Below are 21,850 nucleotides of genomic sequence, written 5' to 3'. Positions count from 1 at the left end.
CCTATTCTCTGTGCCGTGTTGGTATAAGGAGTTAGAACAAAACTACAAACAAAAATTGTAAGCATTCAGCAGTCAGCTATCAGCTATCAGCTTTATTACCTTATAGTGAACAATTTAGGCTCATTTTTCTTGTGCTTCAATTCTTTGTTGAAAAATGTAGTAGAAGTTAAGCAAATACTTGGTTTATTCATTAAAAAGCTGAGAGCTGACTGCTAATAGCTGAATGCTTACCAAAAATTTTATTATAACTAATTGAATAACCACAATAAAAAAATACAGTCAACTATCTAGATTTGAATCTTTTTAGACTATACCAATAAACCAAACTTAACCTCAAGATAAACAAAACTTAAATTAGAACCTATAAAATCCCAGTACGGTTATGACTATAATTAATTTCAAGGGTTTCTAGTTTATGCCAAATCCAATCCGCTTTGCTAGCTTCAACGCATCTCTAAACCGTGGCGAAGAAGGTCAATTAATCACAGACCTTTCTACACAACAAAACCAGCAAGCACAGACAGTAGCAGAAATTATTCAAAGAGTAAATCCTGATGTTTTATTAGTTAATGAATTTGACTTTGATGAGCAAGGAGAAGCTGCCGAATTATTTCAAGAAAACTATTTAGGAATCAGTCAAAGTGGGGTAGACCCTGTAGAATATCCTTTCGTATATTTTGCTCCTTCTAATACAGGTATTTCTTCTGGTTTTGACCTAGATAATAATGAGGAAATAGTCACAACATCAGGTGAAAATGGTTATGGGAATGATGCTTTTGGTTTTGGTAATTTTCCCGGTCAATTCGGAATGGTTTTATATTCAAAATATCCTATTGTTGAAGAGGAAGTAAGAACTTTTCAAAATTTTCTCTGGAAAGATATGCCAGGAGCATTATTACCAGATAATCTTGATACACCTGAACCTAATGATTGGTATTCGGAGGAAGAATTAGAAGTATTTCGTCTTTCTTCTAAGAGTCATTGGGATGTGCCGATAAATGTGAATGGGGAAATAGTTCATGTTTTAGTTAGTCATCCTACTCCACCAGTTTTTGATGGGGAGGAAGATAGAAATGGTCTAACAAATCACGATGAAATTCGGTTTTGGGCAGATTATGTTACTCCTGGAGAAGGAGATTATATTTATGATGATGCAGGTAATTTTGGTGGTTTAAATCCTGGTAATTCTTTTGTGATTATGGGAGACCAAAATGCTGACCCAGTTGATGGAGATAGTTTCAATAATGCCATTAATCAATTATTAGAAAATCCGCTGGTGAATACTTCAATAACTCCTGATAGTGAAGGGGGAGTTGATGCTACAAACCGTCAAGGTGGAGAAAGTGCAAATCACTCAGGAAACCCTGCTTTTGATACGGCAGATTTTAATGATGCAGAAGGTTCTGCTGGAAATTTACGAGTTGATTATGTTTTGCCTTCAATAGACCAAGAAATAGTTGATGCTGCTGTTTTTTGGCCGGAGGAAAATGATGATTTATTTCCATTAGTGGGAGACTTTCCTTTTCCTAGTTCAGACCATCGTTTAGTTTGGGCAGATGTTACTAATGAAAATCGTAAAACTGTCACTAATATTGAATTTATTGGTGATGTAGAATTTGAGACTGGATTTACTTTTGAAGAGACAGAAGTAGGCGGTATTTCTGGTATTAGTTACGACAGAAATTCAGGAATTTATTATGCTGTTTCTGATGACCGGAGTGAATTTAATGATGCCCGCTTTTACACTGTTGATATTGATTTAAGTGATGGTACTCTTGATGATGGAGATGTTGAATTTACAGATTTTACTACTCTATTAAATGGTGATGGAGTAGCTTTTCCACAAAATGGAGTTGACCCAGAAGGAATTGTTTTTAATGGTGAGAATTTATTCATATCTTCGGAAGGAAATGTTAATGAGGGTATCGACCCATTTGTTAATGAATTTTCTCTCACAGGAGAACAATTAAATGAGTTGACAATTCCAGATAAGTTTTTACCTAATGATGAGGGTACTCAAGGTGTCAGAAATAATCTGGCTTTTGAGAGTTTAACAATTACTCCTAATCAACGTTATATCTACACAGCAACCGAAGATGCTTTAGTGCAAGATGGTGAAATTTCTACTCTGGAAAATGAGGGTACTTCTCGGATTATTAAATACGATTTAGAAACTGGGGAAGCTGTTAAAGAGTTTCTCTATATTGTTGACCCTATTTCTGATGCTCCAGTACCAGCAGATGATTTTGCTGTTAATGGTTTAGTTGAATTACTCGCTCTAGATAATAGTGACACTTTACTGGCTTTAGAAAGGTCTTTTTCTGTTGGAGTTGGTAATAATATTCGTCTCTACGAAGTTCAGTTACAAAATACAACAAATATCCAAGATTTTGATAGTTTAATTAATCCAGATGACCCCGATGGAGGATTATTTGATGTTGATGCTGTTGCAGAAAAACGATTATTACTAGATTTTGCAGAATTAGGCATTACTTTAGATAACGATGAAGGGATGACATTCGGACCTGTTTTGCCAGATGGGTCTCAATCTTTAGTGGTAGTTAGTGATAATAACTTTGGTGAACCTCAAGTTACTCAATTCTTAGGTTTCTCCCTAGATATTGATAGTATTCCTGTTGTTTATCCTACTGTTGAAACTCCAGATACGAACAGAATTGAAACAGGTATTGATTCAGATGATCCAGCAATTTATGTTCATCCTAATAACCCAAACCAAAGTTTAGTTATTAGTACATTAAAAGACGCTGGTTTAGCAGTTTACGACTTAGACGGTGAAGTTTTACAAGAAATTTCTCCTGATACTCCTGGGGATATTCGTTTCAATAATGTCGATATTGTTTATAACTTCCAAATAGGAGATGAAACAGTAGATTTAGCAGTAGCAACTGACCGGGCAAATGATACTTTAGCAATTTGGAGTATTGACCCTCAAACTCGTCAACTTACTAACATTACTGCTGCCGAACTTAGCAACCCCGCAACTTCAATTTTTGGCATAGATGATGGGGAACAAACTGCTTATGGATTAGCAACTTATACTAATCCTAATACTGGAGCAACTTACGCTTATATTAGTCAGGCAGATGGCGACCAAATTGCTCAATTAGAGTTAACAACTAACGAAAATGGAACAGTCAGTGCCACAGAAGTTCGTCGTCTAACTGTACCTATTCCAGATGGTGGAGAACTTGATGATGCTCAAGTAGAAGGAATGGTTGTAGACCGAGAATCAGGAGTTCTTTATGTTGGTCAAGAAAACTTCGGTATCTGGAGATTTGATGCAGAAGTTGATGGTAGTACAGACGGAACTATAGTTGATGAAATTGGTGAAAATATTCAAGCAGATGTAGAAGGTTTAACTATTTATTATGCGGATAATAGTAATGGTTATTTATTAGCTTCTAGTCAGGGAGATAATACTTTTGCTGTTTACGATCGCCAAGGTAATAACGAATATATTGGTAACTTCTTTATAGGAGATTTTGCCAATATTGATGGAGCAGAAGAATCTGATGGTGCTGATGTAATTAACGTACCTTTAGGTAACAATTTCCCCAACGGTTTATTGGTAGTTCAAGACGGTGCAAATGAACCAGAAGTAGTTCTACAAGACCCAGAAGATGGAGAAATTCAAAACTTCAATACCAACTTTAAATTTATCCCCTGGGAAAATGTTGCTAATGCTTTTGAAGAACCTCTAGAAATTGACCCTTTCAGTTATAACCCTCGGCAAATAACTGTCAATATCCCGACAGTAAGTATTAACGTTGAACCGGAAACTGTTAGTGAAAATGGAGGTCAATACAGCCTAACTTTCAATTTAAGTGAAGCTGCTCCAGAAGGAGGTTTACGGGTAGTTTGGTCAGAAACAGATACTGATGATGCTTTTGGCGATATTGACTTTCCTCCTGAGTTAACTAATGCTTCTAACCTAGAAGAACTCGAACCAGTAGGGGATGAACTCGCACGTTCCGCTATTACCATTGAGGAAGGAGCAACTACCGCAACTGTTACCTGGACAACTATTCCGGATGATGAAGTAGAGGATGATGAAACCACAACGATTGAATTGGTAGCAACAGAAGACTATCTTGTTGATACAGAAAATCAAGTTGCTCAAGTCACTATTGTTGATGCAACTCCTCAAGAAATTATTGGTACTCCTGAAAATGACACTCAACGAGGCAACTTTGGAAATGATACCATTACAGGTCTGGCAGGAAATGACACTCTCGTTGGTCGTGGTGGAGATGACGAAATTATTGGCAGTGGTGGTAATGACTTCCTCTATGGTCAAGATGGGGATGATGTTTTAGAAGGTCGTCCTGGTTTTGACTTTCTCTTTGGTGGGGATGGCAACGATGAAATGAATGGTGGTATAGGTCGCGATCGCCTCAACGGTGGAAGTGGAAACGACACTCTATCTGGTGGTGCTAGTATTGACCGTTTTATCTTTGCGACGAATCAGGAATTTGATGCTGATGATATTGGTGTGGATGAAATTACTGATTTTGTTGTTGGTCAAGATAAAATTCTTTTGGATCGAACTACATTTACTGCTATTAACAGTATCGCAACAGATTTTGCTGTTATTACAGGTGGTGCTGCAACTTCTGATGCTGTAATTGTTTACAACAGTAATAATGGTGGGTTGTTCTATAATCCTAATGGTAGCGCTAATGGTTTTGGTAATGGTGGTCGGTTTGCGACTTTGAGTAATGGAGCATTGCTTGAAGTTGAAGACTTTGTTATCAGAGGGTAGTATCCCCCCCTACCCCCCTTTCAAAGGGGGGAGAAGTCCAGTAGGGTGTGTTAGCGGAGCGTAACTGAGCGAAATATTAAGGATAGGCGGTGCATTACATTTCATTAATACGCCCTACTGGAACAGGACTTACGCAGAAGCACCATATCTTGTAGGGGCAAATGGCATTTGCCCTCTAGAGGTAGCGTATTGTCCAAATGAACTGAAATTTTAATAACAGGACTTACACAGAACCACCATATCTTGTAGGGGCAAATGGTATTTGCCCTCTAGAGGTAGCGTATTGTCCAAATGAACTGAAATTTTAATAACAGGACTTACACAGAACCACCATATCTTGTAGGGGCAAATGGCATTTGCCCTCTAGAGGTAGCGTATTGTCCAAGAGTTTGCGTAAGTCCTGAATAATTTAAGACATCTTGAAATAAGCGATCGCTTCAGTTTTACAAGGCTTTTCAGATTTATGAACCACATCGTCATAACCAAAACCCTATAAGGGCGCAATTCGGAGCTTTGCGGAACGCAAATGCCATTTGCTTCGCATAACTATCGTTAACGCCCCTACTGTGGTCTACTGAAATCAAAACTACTGTAAATATGCTCTAATTGTCTAGTTACCATTACAGAGCTTTTCAGATTTATGAACCACATCGTCATAACCAAAACCCTATAAGGGCGCAATTCGGAGCTTTGCGGAACGCAAATGCCATTCGCCCCTACTCTTTGTCTAATTACCATTAGTACAAATTTATCTTAATCCTTGTTTTTTCAGAATGTTTTCTGCCCAAGTTGCATTATTTTTTGATAAAGCAGGAACTATTTTTTGTTGATAGTCAATTATTAAATCATACCGTCCTTGGTCATAAACTTGATGTAAAATACTTTGTAAATCTACAGTAACTTCTGCATCTTCTGGAAGTAGAGGCAAAGTAAAAATAGGAATCATATCTTGAATCTTAAAAGCATAGAGATATGCTTGAGGACGTTGATGATTAGGACTAACTAAAATGCAATAGTCATGGTTTATCTTCTGATTTAAAGTAATCATTGAATTACCTTGACGTAGCAAATCTATTTCTACAAAATTTGTATAGCTATTTAAAATATCCAGGCGTTTTTTTTCGTATTTTCTCCTACCTTCTCCTGGATTTTTATTGATAGGTGAAATAATTTCAATGACCGTAATAACTTCTCCCGTGCCAACTCTCCTAACTTCTAAATATCCTTGTTTAATTGTTTCTGGAAGAGAAAGTTCGATGGTTAAAGGTTGAATAGAAGAGGTTGCAACGACTACATTAGACTCAGGAGATTTGATAGTATTTTCATAACTTTTGGCGATTATATTGTCAGGAATACCAATAAGTGTAGATTTTTCTCCACTGGTTTCATAGATTCGCACTTCTACCGCAACAACATATTTAGGCGCTAATTTTTGGTTTAATAATCGAGCAATTTCAGTAATTAGCCAGTGATGTATACTTGACCAATAGGCTGAATTTTCTAAATAAGGATTTACTCCAGGAAAGGGTGATGGCATGGTGATTTCAGTTATCAGTTATCAGTTATCAGTTATCAGTACCTCGTGGTATAAGGAGGCTTGAAATATGGAATCTTCTTTTCTCTCGATCAATATGATTATAATATTTTACCGAAAAATTGTGGGTATGCGCCTCCCCTTTTAAGGGGATAATAAGCGGTCGTTTGCGGAGCAGTCCGTTAGGATGGGATGGCGAGGAAACCTGCGCCATATCCAATCGACCAAGAGAAGAAAAATTTTCATCTCTTTGTCAATCCTCTTCTTTCAAGGAGAGGTAATTATTCATTATTCATTATTCATTATTAATTGTTGAAGGCTTTGTTGCATGAAAGTATATAGCTGCCGCACTTGCTTGTGCATATGTACTTCATAATGCGCGGAAACTGCTGTAACTATTGTCCAATAGTTAAATTGACGATCAATGTTTGAGGTGAAAAAGGCTGAAACTTTTACCTGTAAAAGCTTTGATGTTTAATCAGCAGAGTCATAACTATTGGACAATAGTTAAATAGGATATTAATCATCGCTAAACACAGCGATATAGTTGCCGCCACCATCCTCCGCCAACGCTTGGCACTGCAGAGTCATAACTATTGGACAATAGTTAAATAGAATATTAATCATCAAAAAACACAGCGATCGCTTTCTCAGCAGAGTCATAACTATTGGACAATAGTTAAATAGAATATTAATCATTGCCAAATATAGCGATCGCTTTCTCAGCAGAGTCATAACTATTGGACAATAGTTAAATAGAATATTAATCATTGCCAAATATAGCGATCGCTTTCTCAGCAGAGTCATAACTATTGGACAATAGTTAAATTGATTATTAATCATTGCCAAATATAGCGATCGCTTGCCAGTGCAGAGCAATAACTATTGGACAATAGTTAAATAGAATATTAATCATTGCCAAATATAGCGATCGCTTTCTCAGCAGAGTCATAACTATTGGACAATAGTTAAATAGAATATTAATCATCGCCAAATACAGCGATCGCTTTCTCAGCAGAGTCATAACTATTGGACAATAGTTAAATTGATTATTAATCATCGCCAAATATAGCGATCGCTTTCTCAGCAGAGTCATAACTATTGGACAATAGTTAAATTGATTATTAATCATCGCCAAATATAGCGATCGTTATCTCAGCAGAGTCATAACTATTGGACAATAGTTAAATTGATTATTAATCATCGCCAAATATAGCGATCGTTATCTCAGCAGAGTCATAACTATTGGACAATAGTTAAATTGATTATTAATCATCGCCAAATATAGCGATCGTTATCTCAGCAGAGTCATAACTATTGGACAATAGTTAAATTGATTATTAATCATCGCCAAATATAGCGATCGTTATCTCAGCAGAGTCATAACTATTGGACAATAGTTAAATTGATTATCAATCTATAGAACCCCTAAGCGTATCTTCATAAATATGCGCGTTTTTTTAGCGAGGAGACAGCTATACTGGAGGGAAAAGGGAAGATGTGGGGATAAATAATACAAAAAACACTCCTTGCTGATGATTTTTCCTCAAAATTGATGCGCGAAAAGACTTGACTACCATAATTATATAGATTTCAAATGGGTTCTATAGAAACAGAGCGATATAGCTGCGGAATGGATGTTAAGAACGCTACTTTCATGCAACAAAGCCATATTTTACTGTAAACTATTTGTATGGTAAAATTTATCTTCCAAAATCTGTAGCTGACTAAGTGGCCTTAAATTCTCAATTTTCCAGGAGTACTAATGATGAGAGTACATGAAATATTGCAGGAATATGACAAAGGTAGACGAAATTTTCGAGGAGAGAGTCTTCGGGGTTTATCTTTTAAGGGAAAAAATTTGTCTGGAGTAGATTTTAGTGGGGCGGATATTCGAGGTACTAATTTTCGTTGGGCAAATCTAACGGGTGCTAAGTTTTGTGGAGCTAAGGCAGGATTACAGAAACGTTGGGCAGTTCTCTTGGTAGCGGTGTCACTTTTAGTGTCGGTGCTATTAGGAGAAGCATCTGGGTTTGCTAGTCTTATTGCTTCTGGTATGCTACAGCCTGCATTCATTCAAAAATATCCTATTGCTCTAGGTGTGATTGTCTTTGTATCATTAGCTGCTTTCTTTATTTTTAGTATTAAACAAGGATATATGCCTGCTATAATTACCGTAGGTTTGTCTCTGGCTACAGCTGTAGCTATAGCTGGAATTTTTTATGGAACAATGGCGGGAATTGGAACAGGATCAGCGGCTGTAGCTATTTTTATCGTTTTAGTTGGGGCTTTGGCTGTAATAATAACCTTGACTATTTTTGTAGCTACAGTCATGTCTGGGGCGTTTGTTGCTGTTGTAGGTGTAACGGTAGCAGCTATGGCTACAGCTAGCACTGTAGATAAAAAGCTCGAAGGGTCTATGCTTGATGCTCTGAATGCTGTTGACTCCTGGGAGAGTAGAGCAATAGCTGGTGGTGTAGCTGTGGCAGCAGTATTGCTAGGAAGTTACATTGGTTGGCAAGCTAATAGTGAAGATGAGAAGCACAGCCGAGTTCGGAAAATTGCTATGGCCTTTGCAGCAACAGGAGGCACTAGCTTTAGCGACGCTAACTTGACTGATGCTAACTTTACAGAAGCCAGACTCAAAAGCACAGATTTTAGAGGTGCTAACATAACTCGTACTTGTTGGAGAGATACTGTTAAACTAGACCGCATACGACCAGGGGAAACTTATCTAAAAGATGCTAAAGTCAGAGAGTTAGTCACAACAGGAGAAGGGCAAGATAAAAATTTTAACCGCCTTGACCTTAGAGGGATTAATTTAAAGGAAGCAAACCTGCAAGATGCTAGCTTCATCGGTACATACTTAAACCGTGCCAACTTACAAAATGCTAATTTATCAAGAGCTAAGTTAGTTCAAACTTTACTAGAAGGAGCTGATTTAACTAGAGCAACTTTAACAGGAGCATATATCGAAGATTGGGGAATCAGCAATACGACTAAACTAATTGAAATTAATTGCGATTATATTTTCCTAAAATTACCTACTAAGTTAGCTCCCGACCCTCAACGTCGTCCTGCCGATCCAGAAAAAGATTTTGAACCTGGTGAATTTGCTAAACTGGTTCAGAAAATTCCCAACACCGTCGATTTAATTTTCAAAGATGGTATTGACTGGCAGGCTTTTCTGAAAACTTTTGAAGAACTTCGAGTAGAAAGTCAAACAGGAGAATTACCAGTCCTCCAAACAATAGAAAATAAAGGCGACGGTGCTTTTGTGATTCGGGTCAAAGTTCCCGATCAAGTTGACGAAGCAGAATATGAGCGTAAATTCTGGGAAAAATATAAACCAAAGTTAAAAGCTAAAAATCAGAAAATTAAGCTTTTAAATCAACAAATAGAACACTACAAAAATATAATAATGGAGATTGTAAAAATAATGGCAGAACAAGAAAAAATTAAAAATGAATTTAATAATCCAACGTTTGGAGGAGGTTTTGCTGGTAGAGACCAAAAATTTGGAGGAGGTCTTGCTGGTAGAGACCAAATAAGTGGAAATCAATACAACTATTCCACTAACCCCGAAACAAAACGAAACTTGGCTGAAGCTGCTAAAGAAATTCAGGAGTTACTCAAACAATTAGAAGAATCAAACCCTACAGAAACTACAGCAAGTCAAATGGCAGTTGTTACTCAAGCAATTGAAATTGTAGAAAATAACCCCACATTAAAACAGCGGGTAATAGGAGTATTAAAATCAGCAGGAACTGAAGCATTAAAAGAAGCTATAGATAATCCAATTGCTAATATTTTCGTCGCAGCTATTGAAGGTTGGATTGAACCATAAAACTGAACTTCCCCCTGAGAAAAATCTAGAAATGATCGCCCAGAAGAGGAAGTTCAGATTCAAGAATATTTTATTGGGGAGATTAGTATGGTAAGATTTATTATTCCAGAATCTGTAGCTGATGAGTTAGTATATGAGCAAAAATGATATAAATTTATTGCGCATCTATGACATAGATGGAACTATAACAATCCCAGGTAATGATTTATGGTACTTAACTACTCGTTCGTTGTCTTCCAACCCTGATAAATTTGATCAACATATTGAATTATGGAAAGATAGTTTGAGGAGAGGGGACTGCCCTTATGAATCGTCTAAGGTAATGATGCAAAAAGGTATTAAGTGTATAGATGGGGATTGTAAGACAAACAATATAAAAAAACGAGCAAAAGAATTATCTAAGAGTATTATTGAGAACAAAAATTATTACTTAGCTGCAATCAGCCATATCAGAAAATCCATAGATACTGGTTTTCAGATTGTCTTATCAACCACAAATTATAATGAGGGAGCAGAAGCTTTTCTAGAGGAATTAGTAAATCATAATTTGCTTTCAACTGAGCATCAAAGTAAAATTTTTGTTTCTGGTTCTATTATTAACTGGGAAACACAATCGCTTTTGCATTTCAATATGGGCCAGGATAAGATTGTTGGTATTTCTAAAGCTTTAGGAATTCAAATCAATGATCTTTCTAGTTATGTAGAATCTGCATACGGCGATGATCCTCAAGGAAATGATGCAGGTATTCTTTCTGTTGCAAATAGACCTTTTGTTATCGCTAATAAAAAAAACTTAGAGGTGTCGATTCCTGCAAATATGATACGTACCTCTTGGGAGAATATTCTCAACAATCACTTCTAATTTTCAATTGAAATTATTAGTTTTCGACCAACTTCAGGAGGTAATATTAAAATGGATAACCTAGACAATATCAGAAAAATTATTATTGAATCTCTCACTTATTATGCTAACTTACGCTATGCAACAGGGGAAGTTAATCGAGTCCTAATAATAGATCAAGATTCTGATAATTATCTCATTCTTTTAGAGGGATGGGAAAACAGAGAAAGAGTACATGGTTGCTTAGTTCATCTGCAAATTATAGATAATAAAATCTGGATACAAAGAGACGGAATAGAAGAAGGTATCACCACCGACTTATTAGCAGCAGGTATTCCTAAAAATCAAATTTTACTTGCTTTTAACCCGGAACATATTCGCCCTTATACGGAATTTGCAGTTCAATAAAAATAGAACTTACCAATGGATAATTAATAATTAATAATTAATAATTAAATAATTCAGGTTTAAAGCCTCCCCTTTTAAGGGGAAAAAAGCGGTCGATAGATGGATGGATTTCCTAACCATATCCAATCAACCAAGAGAAGAAATAATATTTCCTTATATTCAATTCCGTAGCGGTTTTAACCAGAGGTAATTATCCATTATCAATTAATGAATCTCTCTTCCCTCCTTCCCCACACTTCCCACACTCTGCTTTTTTCAGCAAACCCTAATAGTTGATCAATCTAAAAAGCGCTTTATGTATTTATATGTGTCAATATCAATAAAATATGATATACTAGAAAAGTTTGTATATTTTTTCTTAGACTAATGAATCAAACTGCAGAGAAAAATTCCACTAATACCACCATATCAGAAGATGTAGTGAGAGCCTTAGCAAATGAAAAACCCCAAGAACTTCTTGTTTCATTCGATAGTGCTGAAATAGATGCACTGGTACAAACTCTAATACAACAGGGAGAATTTGAGGCAGGTAGCGATGTACATTTAGAATACAAAGCACAATTGCTAACTGAACTAAAATCAGAAGTACTCTCTAGTTTACCAACAGGATTTGAAGTCATAGATGACTATCAAAACCTACCAATTTCATTCATCCGGTTTGATTCAGAAATACCTTTAGAGCAACTGGTAGCAAATCCTAATGTTTTACAAGCATCAGTTCCAGAAACATATCAACCGTTGCTACAACAAAGTCTACCCCTAATCAATCAACCCCAAGCAGTAGCAAACGGATTTACTGGAGAAGGTACAGCTATTGCTGTTTTGGATTCAGGTGCAAGAACAAATGCTCCAGGACTAGAAGGACGAGTAGCATTTTCCCGGGACTTTGCTCCTGATGATGGCGTTGAGGATGACAGTAGTAATCATGGAACCAATGTTAGTGCTATAGCTGCTGGAGTTGCACCAGGTGCTGATATTTTGGCACTAGACGTTTTTGATAAAGGTGGTGCCGCCGATCCAGACATTATCAGTGCGATTAACTGGGCAATTGATAACAAAGAGCGGTTCAATATCAAAGCCATCAATATGAGTCTTGGTGAGGAAAAGTTAGAAAGTCCAGTTGCTGACAATAGCGATCCTCTGGGTCAAGCAATTGCTAATGCAAAAGAAGCAGGAATTCTGAGTATTGTTGCTTCTGGGAATGAATACTTTACAGACGCAATTGGAAACCCCGCAGCTTTTGAAAGTGCAGTATCTGTTGGTGCGGTGTATGACTTTAGAGGTTCCTATAACAATAATGAGGATACTGCTGAACCAGATCGAGTAGCAATTTTTTCCAACAGCGCCCAATTTCTAGACATATTAGCACCAGGAGCGTATATCACTGCTGGAGGATTAGAGAATTTCGATGGTACTTCCATGGCCGCGCCTCATGTTGCAGGTGCGGTTGCTGTCTTGAGTGAAGCTTTTCCAAATGACACTCCTGACCAAATTATGCAACGGTTGCTCGATACTGGCAAACCTATTACAGACCACCGGAATGGAATTACCACACCCAGACTTGACCTAGCTGCAGCATTAGAACTGGAATCTCCTCGAGTGGAAAATGATAATTTCCAAAATAGTAACTCTATTTCTGGTATATCAAGCACGGTCAATGGTACAAACAATAATGCAACTTCTGAGCAAGGAGAACCAGCTAGCGTTTCTGAGACAGGAGAGAATAATTCTGTATGGTGGAGTTGGACTGCTCCAACTTCTGGAGAGGTAACTGTAGATACTTTCGGCAGTAACTTTAATACTGTATTAGCTGCATATACAGGTGATTCTGTCTCAGAGTTGACTGAAATTACTAGCAACGACAACAGCACTTCTAACCCTCCTCAAAGTGAAATTGTTTTTGATGCTGTAGAAGAAACAACATACCATTTTGTAGTGGATGGAGTTTCTAACCGGACAGGCAATATTGTCCTCAACCTTTTGCAAACAACAACAGAGGTAGGAAACGATAACTTCTCAAACAGTTCTCCATTGACTGGTTCCTCTGCTAACGTTGAAGCCTTCAACTTTGATGCTACCAGTGAAGATGGAGAACCTCTTCATGCTGAAAATGAGCTTGAGGGGAATGAAGGTAGTTCCGTTTGGTGGAATTGGACAGCACCTACATCTGGCTCAGTCACTATAACAACTAATGGTAGTGATTTCGACACTGTATTGGGAATTTATACAGGTGATTCTGTCTCAGACCTAACTGAAGTTGTCAGTGATGATAATGGTGGTGATGCAGTAGAAAGTCTGGTAATGTTTGACGCTGTTGAGGGCACAAATTATAAGATTGCCGTCGATGGATTTTTGGGCGAACAGGGCAATATTGTTTTAGATTTAGTCCAGCAAACTACATCGATACCAAACGATAATTTTGCTGACAGTGCTACTCTCACTGGTACTTCTGATAGTGCAGCTACCAGTAACCTCAACGCTTCCAAAGAAGCAGACGAACCTAACCATGCAGAAAACGATGGTGGTAGTTCTATCTGGTGGAATTGGACAGCTCCCAGTTCGGGATTAGTGAGTATTGATACTTTTGATAGTAGTTTCGACACAGTTTTAGCCGCTTACACAGGTTCCTCTCTCCAGGACTTAACCGAAGTTGCCAGCAATGACGATGCTGGATTCGATGTGCAAAGTGAAATCATGTTTGAAGTAGAAGCTGGAACTAACTATAAAATTGCAGTGGACGGGTTCAATGGAGCAGCAGGAGATGTTGAGTTAGCTTTATCGTTACAGACGGATCTTCTCGCCAACGATGACTTTGCCAACAGAATTTCTTTAAATGATACTGATGTTTTCATGGGTAGGAATGAGGGTGCTACTAGCGAACCAGGAGAACCATCTCATGCAGGAAATGATGCTGCTGCATCTCTGTGGTGGACTTATACTGCTCCCGAATCTGGTGCTGTAACTATCAACACTGATGGTAGTGATTTTGATACAGTATTAGCAGCTTACACTGGTTCTACCCTTTCTGAATTAACTGAAGTAGCGAGCAGTGATGATAGTGTGGATTTTGGTATCCAAAGTGAGATTACTTTTGATGTGGTTGCAGGGGAAAGTTACAACATCGCAGTGGATGGGTTCAATGGTGAAGTTGGTAATATTAATCTGGAAGTGTTTCTTTCCACCTTTGAGAATGATATCGATCTATCTAGTCAACTTCTGGAAATAACTACAGAAGAGGTTAGTCCTGGTGAGTTTATTGATGTTGACTTTTCTGTAGACAACACTGGTAGCGACGATGCTACTGGATTCTGGGTAGATTTCTTGTTATCCGAGGATGCTAATATTGACCGAGAAGAAGACTTCCTACTTGATTTTACCTGGATACAAGATTTGCCTGGTAACAGCAGTACCGATGAGTTTACCCAAACTATTTTGCTGCCTACTGAAGATGAGTTTACTTTTGATGAAAATACAGATTATCAGATTGGGATGGTTATTAATTTCTTCGACGATGTCCCTGAAACTGACAAATCAAATAATACGATCGTCACAACCATAGAAGAAGTCACTTTTCCAACTCCTGACCCAGACCAGTCTATTCCAGGTACTTCTCAAGCAGAAGCGCTCAGTGGCGGTACTGGTAACGATACCATCACAGGTTTAGCAGGCAATGATACCCTAGCAGGTAGTGGTGGCGATGACTCAATTATTGGCAGTGGTGGTAATGACTCTCTCTATGGTCAGGATGGCGATGATGTTTTAGAAGGTCGTCCTGGTATTGACTTTCTCTTTGGTGGGTATGGCAACGATGAGATGAATGGCGGTATCGGTCGCGATCGCCTCAACGGTGGAAGTGGAGATGACACTATGACTGGTGGTGCTAGTATTGACCGTTTTATCTTTGCTACAAGTCAGGAATTTGATGCTGATGATATTGGTGTGGATGAAATTACTGATTTTGTTGTTGGTCGAGATAAAATTCTTTTGGATCGAACTACATTTACTGCTATTAACGATATAGAGGTAGATTTTGCTACTGTTACAGGAGGTGCTGCAACTTCTGATGCTGTTATTGTTTACAACAGTAATAATGGTGGTTTATTCTACAATACTAATGGTAGTGCTGGTGGTTTTGGTGATGGCGCTCGGTTTGCGACTTTGAGTAATGGAGCATTGCTTGAAGTTGATGATTTTGTTATTAGAGAGTAATATCAAATCCGTTGGCTTCGGAGTAATATAATTGCGTCGATCGTCATACAATCGGTAAGGGCGAATGGCCATTCGCCCCTACAATATAGACTCTTATCTTTAATACCGAACGAAGTTTTATTGTGCTACCCAAGCGCACATGATATTATTCTATTCAGTATATAGTTTTCGTAATTCATCCGCTGAAGAAATCAGGGGAATTTGAGAAACAATTCTCTCTAACAATTTCACATCATTAATTTCTGAAATCTCGGATAATATCCCTACGAATTCATCACCAAACTTGAGTTTTAATCCCATTTCAATTGCCAATAATAACGCCTGTTTAATTTCAGCATCCTTTTGGGATATTTCAGCATCCTTTTGAGATATTTCAGCATTCTTTTGGAATATTTCAACATCCTTTTGAGATATTTCAGCATTCTTTTGGAATATTTGAGCATCCTTTTGAGATATTTCAGCATTCTTTTGGAATATTTCAACATCCTTTTGAGATATTTCAGCTTTTTTTTCTACTGCTATTTCATCTCCTGTTTGAATTACATTTCCATCGACATTGCACCAACGCAACCAAGTACCATTCAGATTTTCAAAAGTACCACTCCACAGAGTTAATCCCAGATTCACATCAGGAAACCAAGCATCATTTTTAGGGATGTAAGAATTAAATTGAAGTTGAAATACTTGCAGTACAGTTTCACTTAGTTTTTGCAATGGATCGTAGACAACATAATAAGGAATTCGTAACTCTGCGTAGTCTGTTAATTTACTTCCTAATTCATTGCCGGGAGTGGGAGAAACAATTTCAATTACTACATCTGGTGGTTTGCCAAATTCCCAGAATAAATAAGAACGAACATTACGTTCCCACCATTCTTTTTCACCAACAATATTTAAGCTTAAAAACACATCAGGTACAATTCCTGAATCTCGGAGATGAGAAAATAAACCCACATTAGCAGCAACAATAAAAGGAACATTTATTGGTATTTCCGCACCGCTATAAAATACAGTTGTGAGCAAGCGTTGTTGTTTTTCATTAATAAAACTATCCAAGGGAGTATCATCCTCCAGAATCATGTGACTGGTGTCTGGATATTCATGGGGCAGAACTGTTAATTTTTCTGACATAATTACCTCCAGATTGATTTGGGAGTTGTTTGATATATTGTATCGTGGGGAGATGGGGAGTTTCAACAATTAATAATTAATAATTAATAATTAATAATTAATAATTACCTCTCCTTGAAAGCGGATAGGATTAACTCAAAGGAAAATTTTTTCTTGTCTATTTTTTCTTTTTTAAAAGAGAGGCTTTAAACCCTAGTTATTCGGTAAGGAGATTGAAGAATATTTGGCAATGGCGCTCCGATGAAACATTAACCTTCTCTCCTAAAATAACAAAAGCTTTCTTACTTCTTATACCAATTCACTTTCAAGATGTCACAAATAGTTTCGCTCCTTTAAATGTTAAATAACTTCCGTAAATTACTGTAGTATCAAAGTTTTGAGGCTATAAAATCTTAACTTTTGACTTTTGACTTATGACTTATAACTTCCGTGAAACGGTATTCCTTCTTCCTTCTGCTATATAATCTAAACAATTCCCACTATTTAACTTAAAAAAATGACAACAGAAGCTCAACAACTCAATTCTAATTCTTTTCTAATTTCTCCAGCTATCCCCGATAATTTTTCGGCAAAAAATCCTCCTTTAAAATTAGGAATTCTCGCCTCTGGAAGTGGTAGTAATTTTGAGGCTATTATGGAGGCTATAAATAATCAAAAATTAAATGCTCAAGTTCAGGTAATGATTTATAACAATCCTGGAGCAAAGGTTAAAACAAGAGCAGAAAAATGGGGCGTGCCGACAATATTATTAAATCATCGAGAATGCAAAAATAGAGAAAAATTTGACGGCAAAATTGTTGAAACTCTAAAAGAATATGATGTAGAGTGGGTGATTATGGCTGGTTGGATGCGAATTGTTACTAAAGTTTTAATAGATGCTTTTCCCAATCAAGTTATCAATATTCATCCCAGTTTATTACCTAGTTTTCGAGGTATTAAAGCAATCGAACAAGCATTAGAAGCTGGAGTAAAAATAACTGGTTGTACGGTACATTTAGTAGATGTAGAAGTAGATAATGGTCCAATTTTAATGCAGGCGGCTGTACCAATTTTGCCTGACGATACACCAGAAACTTTGCACAAAAGAATTCAAATACAAGAACATCAAATTATTGTGGGAGCTATTGCTCTTGCTGCATCAATTTAGAAGGCAGAAGGCAGAAGGAAGAGGGAAGAAGGAAGAAGGAAGAATGTTTTCCTTACCGAAAAATTGTGCTTTAAAACCTCCTCTTTTAAGGGGAGTTCATTAATGGATAATGGATAATTGATAATTGATAATTACCTCTGGTTAAAACTGTTACAGAATTGAATATAAGGAAATATTATTTCTTCTCTTAGTCCATTGGATATGGCTCCGAGACCCGCTCTTGACAGAGCCGCTCCGCTGTTAGCGTTTGCGGTAGCATTCCGGAACGGAAAGCTTTGCGGTAGCAAACGCCATCCCACCCTTCGGGAAGCTGCGCTTTTCGCGCCAGCGTTGCAAAGCAAACGACCTCTTTTTTGCCCTTAAAAGGGGAGGCTTCAAGGCGTGAATTATTTAATTATTCATTATTAATTATTCGGTAATTGTTAATTATTAATTATTCATTATTAATTGTTGAATATTCCCTGTTATTAAGTAGGGCTTGCTGATTAAACATAAAAGCATTTATAGATAAATATTTCAGTATTTTTAGGGTCTGAAAAAGTGCAAGTTTTTAGGCTGCTCAGGTTGAAAAACTTAGCATTTTACATTAACTAAGACAGACAAATTCAGAAACTATTTTTTCAATTACTTCCTTTGTAACTCCTCTAAATCCTTACTCTTAACTACTCCCTACTCCCTACTCCCTACTCCCTACCTTCACAAAAAGACTTTTTCAGCAAACCCTAAGTAGTTAAAAATTCTGCATCTAATTCTGGAAGGGAGGGATTAATTCTAATACCAGAAGCAATTTCAAAACCTGCCGGTGTGGTAAGTCGAGGTTCAATTAAACAATACCAATGAACTTGAGGTTCTTCTGCTTTATAACGAGCAGCAGTATTAATTACATAATTATAATCTGGGTCATTTAATTTTTCTGATAATTTAGTTAGAATATTTTTGAGAATTAATGCAAAATCAGATTTTTCTTGCTCTGAAATACTACCAAAATCACCTTGATGTTCTTTTGGCATAATCCAGATTTCAAAAGGTGCTTTAGCAGCAAAAGGAATAAAAGCTAAAAATGATGAATTTTCCTCAATTACTCGCGTTTTATTTTGTTTTTCAAATGCTAATATATCACAGTATAAACAGCTCCCAAATTCATCATAATATCTTTGAGCTTCCTCTTCTTGCCAGCGCCGATGTTGGGGAACAATGCTAGTAGCAATAATTTGAGAATGAGGATGACGTAAAGAAGCACCTGCTTTTTTACCATGATTTCTAAATATAATGACCATCATACTTTCATCTATTTCCATAAGCTCGATGTAACGTTGATAGTAAGTATCAATTATTGCCTCTACTTCTTGGATAGACATTGTGGGAATATCTTTGCTATGGTCGGGACTTTCAATAATTACTTCATGTCTACCATAACCAGGCATGGTCAGATAAATTCCTTCTAATTTTCGATCGGTATTTTCTTCAGGGGTTAAAGCGGGAAATCTATTAGGAACTACCCGCACTTGCCAGTTAGTATTTTCTGGGTTTCGTTTCTCGAATAAAATACCTCCTAGACGCTCTTCATTACCAGTACAAAAAGGGCAATTTGGAGAGTGACTTTCTACTTTTTCTTGTACTATATTTTCTTGTTGAAAATCCTGGGGACGTTTGCCTCGGTTTGGCGCATAAATAACCCATTCTCTTGTGGTTTTGTTGAGCCGAATGTGACTTTTGTTCATATTATTTAGCAATCTTATTTGACTTATGAGATATTGTAGATTTTAGGGAACAGTTCAACAATTAATAATTAATAATTAATAATTAATAATTATTACCTCAAAGGCAGAGGTCAAAAGGTACTTATGCTCTTTGTGCAGCATTCCCTAGGAAAGGGAATTAAGCAATTTACCCTTCTGCCTTCTTCCTTCTTCCTTCTTCCTTCTTCCTTCTTCCTTTGTGGTTTTGTTGAGCCGAATGTGACTTTTGTTCATATTATTTAGCAATCTTATTTGACTTATGAGATATTGTAGATTTTAGGGAACAGTTCAACAATTAATAATTAATAATTAATAATTAATAATTAATAATTATTACCTCAAAGGCAGAGGTCAAAAGGTACTTATGCTCTTTGTGCAGCATTCCCTAGGAAAGGGAATTAAGCAATTTACCCTTCTGCCTTCTTCCTTCTTCCTTCTTCCTTCTTCCTTCTTCCTTCTTCCTTCTTCCTTCTTCCTTCTTCCTTTGTGGTTTTGTTGAGCCGAATGTGACTTTTGTTCATATTATTTAGCAATCTTATTTGAGTTATGAGATATTGTAGATTTTAGGGAACAGTTCAACAATTAATAATTAATAATTAATAATTAATAATTATTACCTCAAAGGCAGAGGTCAAAAGGTACTTATGCTCTTTGTGCAGCATTCCCTAGGAAAGGGAATTAAGCAATTTACCCTTCTGCCTTCTTCCTTCTTCTTTCTGCCTTCTTCCTTCTGCCTTCTTCCTTCTTCCTTCTTCCTTCTTCCTTCTTCCTTCTTCCTTCATTTCTCTGGTAAATTTAGCTGAGAATAAAATTCTTTAGAATATTTAGCTTGTTGCCAGTTATTAGCAGATTTAATCTGTAATGGATTCAGTCCTTTTACTTTTTGTAGGTTGGTATCTTGTAGATTAGCATCTTGAAAATTTGCTCCTTGTAAATTCGCTTCTTGTAAGTTTACTCCTTTCAAATTTGCACTTTGAAAATTAGCATTTTTCAGATAACAACCTTGCAAATTTGCACCTTTTAAATTTGCTTCTTGTAAGTCAACACCTTGAAGATTTCCTAGTATATAAGCTCCCTCCAAATTCGCTTTTTGTAAATTTGCTTCTAAGAGATTAACTCCCTCAAGATCGGCATTTTTTAGATTTGCTGAACAAAGATTTGCTTTTTGAAGTTGAGTTAAGAGAAAGAAAGTATCTTGAAGATTTGCTCCCCACAGAAAAGCTCCTTGTAATTGAGTTAATTCAAATTTACCTCCTTGAAGGTTGGCTTCTAAAAGTTTTGCCCCTTGAAGATTTGCTTCTTTAAAATCTACATCTACTAAATTAACTTGGTCTAAATTGGTTTTAGGTAAAGATAAACCTTTTAAACAAACACCTCCTTTTACAAGTTCTTCTAGCGCTTTGATTCTAGCATAGCTAATTTGTAATCCTTGGGCAGAGTCAATGACCTGCCAAGCTTGATAATGGGATTTCTTTTTTCCCCACCTAACGTAAATCACTAATGCTGTGACAACGCTAATATTTTCAATAGTTCCTAGAATTTCTGAGTCTTCAAGGGATTCTAGAAAAGCTTTACCCCACTCTGTTTTTTGTTCTATGGTATTTTCAATATAAATAATCCCTAAAATCAACAAAATAACGGTGAGTAAAATAGTAGCAATTTCTAATAAACTATAGATAAATCTCAGTATACTTCTGAGTAATCTTGCGAATTTTCGCTGATTGTTTAGCGAGGATAAATATTTGTTAATTGAAAGCATATTTACAGGATGATAACTAGGGTTTTATTAGGAGCAAATAAACACATTTGATGCACTTTTAATTATGGTATTTTAGTTATATAAACAATAATCTCGTAAGCATTTAGCTATTAGCGGAGCATTCCGTAGGAAATGTTTACATAATATCTTATTTAGATAGTACATTGTCAAGAGCTAAGATAATAATAGAATCTCCAATAATAAAAAATAAAATTAATTCCCGTACTATATACATTAATTATTTCCGGCTACTCCCTACTCCCTCTTTTATGGAGATGTCTAATGATTTATAAACATTTTCTTATACCAATTAGATCGAAAAAAATCACAAAAAAGGAGGAGTTGAAATCTTCTTTCCTAAGGGAATACTCCACAAAAGAGGGCTTCTCAAAAAAGTCTGCTGATTGCTGACTGCTGACCGCTGACTGCTTCTTTAATACATTGTTTATAGA

At 36.7% G+C, this 21,850-nt stretch carries 12 protein-coding genes; 6 read left to right on the top strand and 6 right to left on the bottom strand.

Annotated elements, in window-relative coordinates; all coding sequences use genetic code 11:
* Window positions 1–415 precede the first annotated feature (415 nt).
* The gene (locus tag SAGCYANO_RS21305) at window positions 416–4,783 is read left to right on the top strand and encodes a phytase (protein ID WP_202221892.1); all 4,368 of its coding nucleotides are present in this window, start codon (window positions 416–418) and stop codon (window positions 4,781–4,783) included.
* Between the two features lie 748 nt (window positions 4,784–5,531).
* Here SAGCYANO_RS21305 and SAGCYANO_RS21300 read toward each other — a convergent pair.
* The 3 genes from SAGCYANO_RS21300 to SAGCYANO_RS21290 form a co-directional block, all read right to left on the bottom strand.
* Complete coding sequence (locus SAGCYANO_RS21300) at window positions 5,532–6,320, bottom strand: DUF4058 family protein (protein ID WP_202221891.1); 789 nt, start codon at window positions 6,318–6,320, stop codon at window positions 5,532–5,534.
* A gap of 516 nt (window positions 6,321–6,836) precedes the next feature.
* Window positions 6,837–7,160 (bottom strand): hypothetical protein, encoded by a 324-nt coding sequence (locus SAGCYANO_RS21295; protein WP_202221890.1) that lies wholly within the window; start codon window positions 7,158–7,160, stop codon window positions 6,837–6,839.
* A complete protein-coding gene (locus SAGCYANO_RS21290; RefSeq protein WP_202221889.1) occupies window positions 7,153–7,449 on the bottom strand; it encodes a hypothetical protein in 297 nt (98 codons plus the stop codon). Before SAGCYANO_RS21290 ends, SAGCYANO_RS21295 begins: the two co-directional genes overlap by 8 nt.
* A 633-nt stretch (window positions 7,450–8,082) precedes the next feature.
* Here SAGCYANO_RS21290 and SAGCYANO_RS21285 point away from each other — a divergent pair.
* From SAGCYANO_RS21285 to SAGCYANO_RS21270, 4 genes are all read left to right on the top strand, one after another.
* Entirely contained in the window at window positions 8,083–10,164 is a 2,082-nt protein-coding gene (locus SAGCYANO_RS21285; RefSeq protein WP_202221888.1) for a pentapeptide repeat-containing protein, read from the top strand.
* A 133-nt stretch (window positions 10,165–10,297) separates the two neighbouring features.
* Window positions 10,298–11,026 carry a hypothetical protein gene (locus SAGCYANO_RS21280; protein WP_202221887.1) on the top strand — a complete coding sequence of 243 codons (729 nt, stop codon included), beginning with the start codon at window positions 10,298–10,300 and terminating at the stop codon, window positions 11,024–11,026.
* Between the two features lie 51 nt (window positions 11,027–11,077).
* A complete protein-coding gene (locus SAGCYANO_RS21275) occupies window positions 11,078–11,413 on the top strand; it encodes a XisI protein (protein WP_202221886.1) in 336 nt (111 codons plus the stop codon).
* A gap of 366 nt (window positions 11,414–11,779) precedes the next feature.
* The gene (locus tag SAGCYANO_RS21270; RefSeq protein ID WP_202221885.1) at window positions 11,780–15,622 is read left to right on the top strand and encodes a S8 family serine peptidase; all 3,843 of its coding nucleotides are present in this window, start codon (window positions 11,780–11,782) and stop codon (window positions 15,620–15,622) included.
* A gap of 150 nt (window positions 15,623–15,772) precedes the next feature.
* On the opposite strand, the gene SAGCYANO_RS21265 is transcribed toward SAGCYANO_RS21270, so the two are convergent.
* The gene (locus SAGCYANO_RS21265; RefSeq protein ID WP_202221884.1) at window positions 15,773–16,753 is read right to left on the bottom strand and encodes a Uma2 family endonuclease; all 981 of its coding nucleotides are present in this window, start codon (window positions 16,751–16,753) and stop codon (window positions 15,773–15,775) included.
* A gap of 496 nt (window positions 16,754–17,249) precedes the next feature.
* On the opposite strand from SAGCYANO_RS21265, the gene purN reads away from it, so the two are divergent.
* The gene (purN, locus tag SAGCYANO_RS21260) at window positions 17,250–17,900 is read left to right on the top strand and encodes a phosphoribosylglycinamide formyltransferase (protein WP_202221883.1); all 651 of its coding nucleotides are present in this window, start codon (window positions 17,250–17,252) and stop codon (window positions 17,898–17,900) included.
* A gap of 722 nt (window positions 17,901–18,622) precedes the next feature.
* Here the strand turns inward: purN and galT are convergent.
* Both galT and SAGCYANO_RS21250 read right to left on the bottom strand, forming a co-directional pair.
* Window positions 18,623–19,633 carry a galactose-1-phosphate uridylyltransferase gene (gene galT, locus SAGCYANO_RS21255; RefSeq protein ID WP_375339970.1) on the bottom strand — a complete coding sequence of 337 codons (1,011 nt, stop codon included), beginning with the start codon at window positions 19,631–19,633 and terminating at the stop codon, window positions 18,623–18,625.
* 784 nt (window positions 19,634–20,417) lie between these two features.
* Complete coding sequence (locus SAGCYANO_RS21250; RefSeq protein ID WP_202221881.1) at window positions 20,418–21,398, bottom strand: pentapeptide repeat-containing protein; 981 nt, start codon at window positions 21,396–21,398, stop codon at window positions 20,418–20,420.
* Window positions 21,399–21,850: the final 452 nt, after the last annotated feature.

The organism is Okeania sp. KiyG1, from assembly GCF_014132355.1.
Classification (GTDB): domain Bacteria; phylum Cyanobacteriota; class Cyanobacteriia; order Cyanobacteriales; family Microcoleaceae; genus Okeania.
This window is presented reverse-complemented; position numbering and strand designations above follow the sequence as displayed.

Bases quoted from the DNA above. Each gene is read 5' to 3' on its own strand.
- SAGCYANO_RS21285 (WP_202221888.1), top strand. From the start codon at position 8,083: ATGATGAGAGTACATGAAATATTGCAGGAATATGACAAAGGTAGACGA.
- SAGCYANO_RS21295 (WP_202221890.1), bottom strand. From the start codon at position 7,160: ATGATTAATAATCAATTTAACTATTGTCCAATAGTTATGACTCTGCTG.
- SAGCYANO_RS21250 (WP_202221881.1), bottom strand. From the start codon at position 21,398: ATGCTTTCAATTAACAAATATTTATCCTCGCTAAACAATCAGCGAAAA.
- SAGCYANO_RS21305 (WP_202221892.1), top strand. From the start codon at position 416: ATGCCAAATCCAATCCGCTTTGCTAGCTTCAACGCATCTCTAAACCGT.
- SAGCYANO_RS21270 (WP_202221885.1), top strand. From the start codon at position 11,780: ATGAATCAAACTGCAGAGAAAAATTCCACTAATACCACCATATCAGAA.
- SAGCYANO_RS21265 (WP_202221884.1), bottom strand. From the start codon at position 16,753: ATGTCAGAAAAATTAACAGTTCTGCCCCATGAATATCCAGACACCAGT.
- SAGCYANO_RS21275 (WP_202221886.1), top strand. From the start codon at position 11,078: ATGGATAACCTAGACAATATCAGAAAAATTATTATTGAATCTCTCACT.
- SAGCYANO_RS21280 (WP_202221887.1), top strand. From the start codon at position 10,298: ATGAGCAAAAATGATATAAATTTATTGCGCATCTATGACATAGATGGA.
- SAGCYANO_RS21300 (WP_202221891.1), bottom strand. From the start codon at position 6,320: ATGCCATCACCCTTTCCTGGAGTAAATCCTTATTTAGAAAATTCAGCC.
- SAGCYANO_RS21290 (WP_202221889.1), bottom strand. From the start codon at position 7,449: ATGATTAATAATCAATTTAACTATTGTCCAATAGTTATGACTCTGCTG.
- purN (WP_202221883.1), top strand. From the start codon at position 17,250: ATGACAACAGAAGCTCAACAACTCAATTCTAATTCTTTTCTAATTTCT.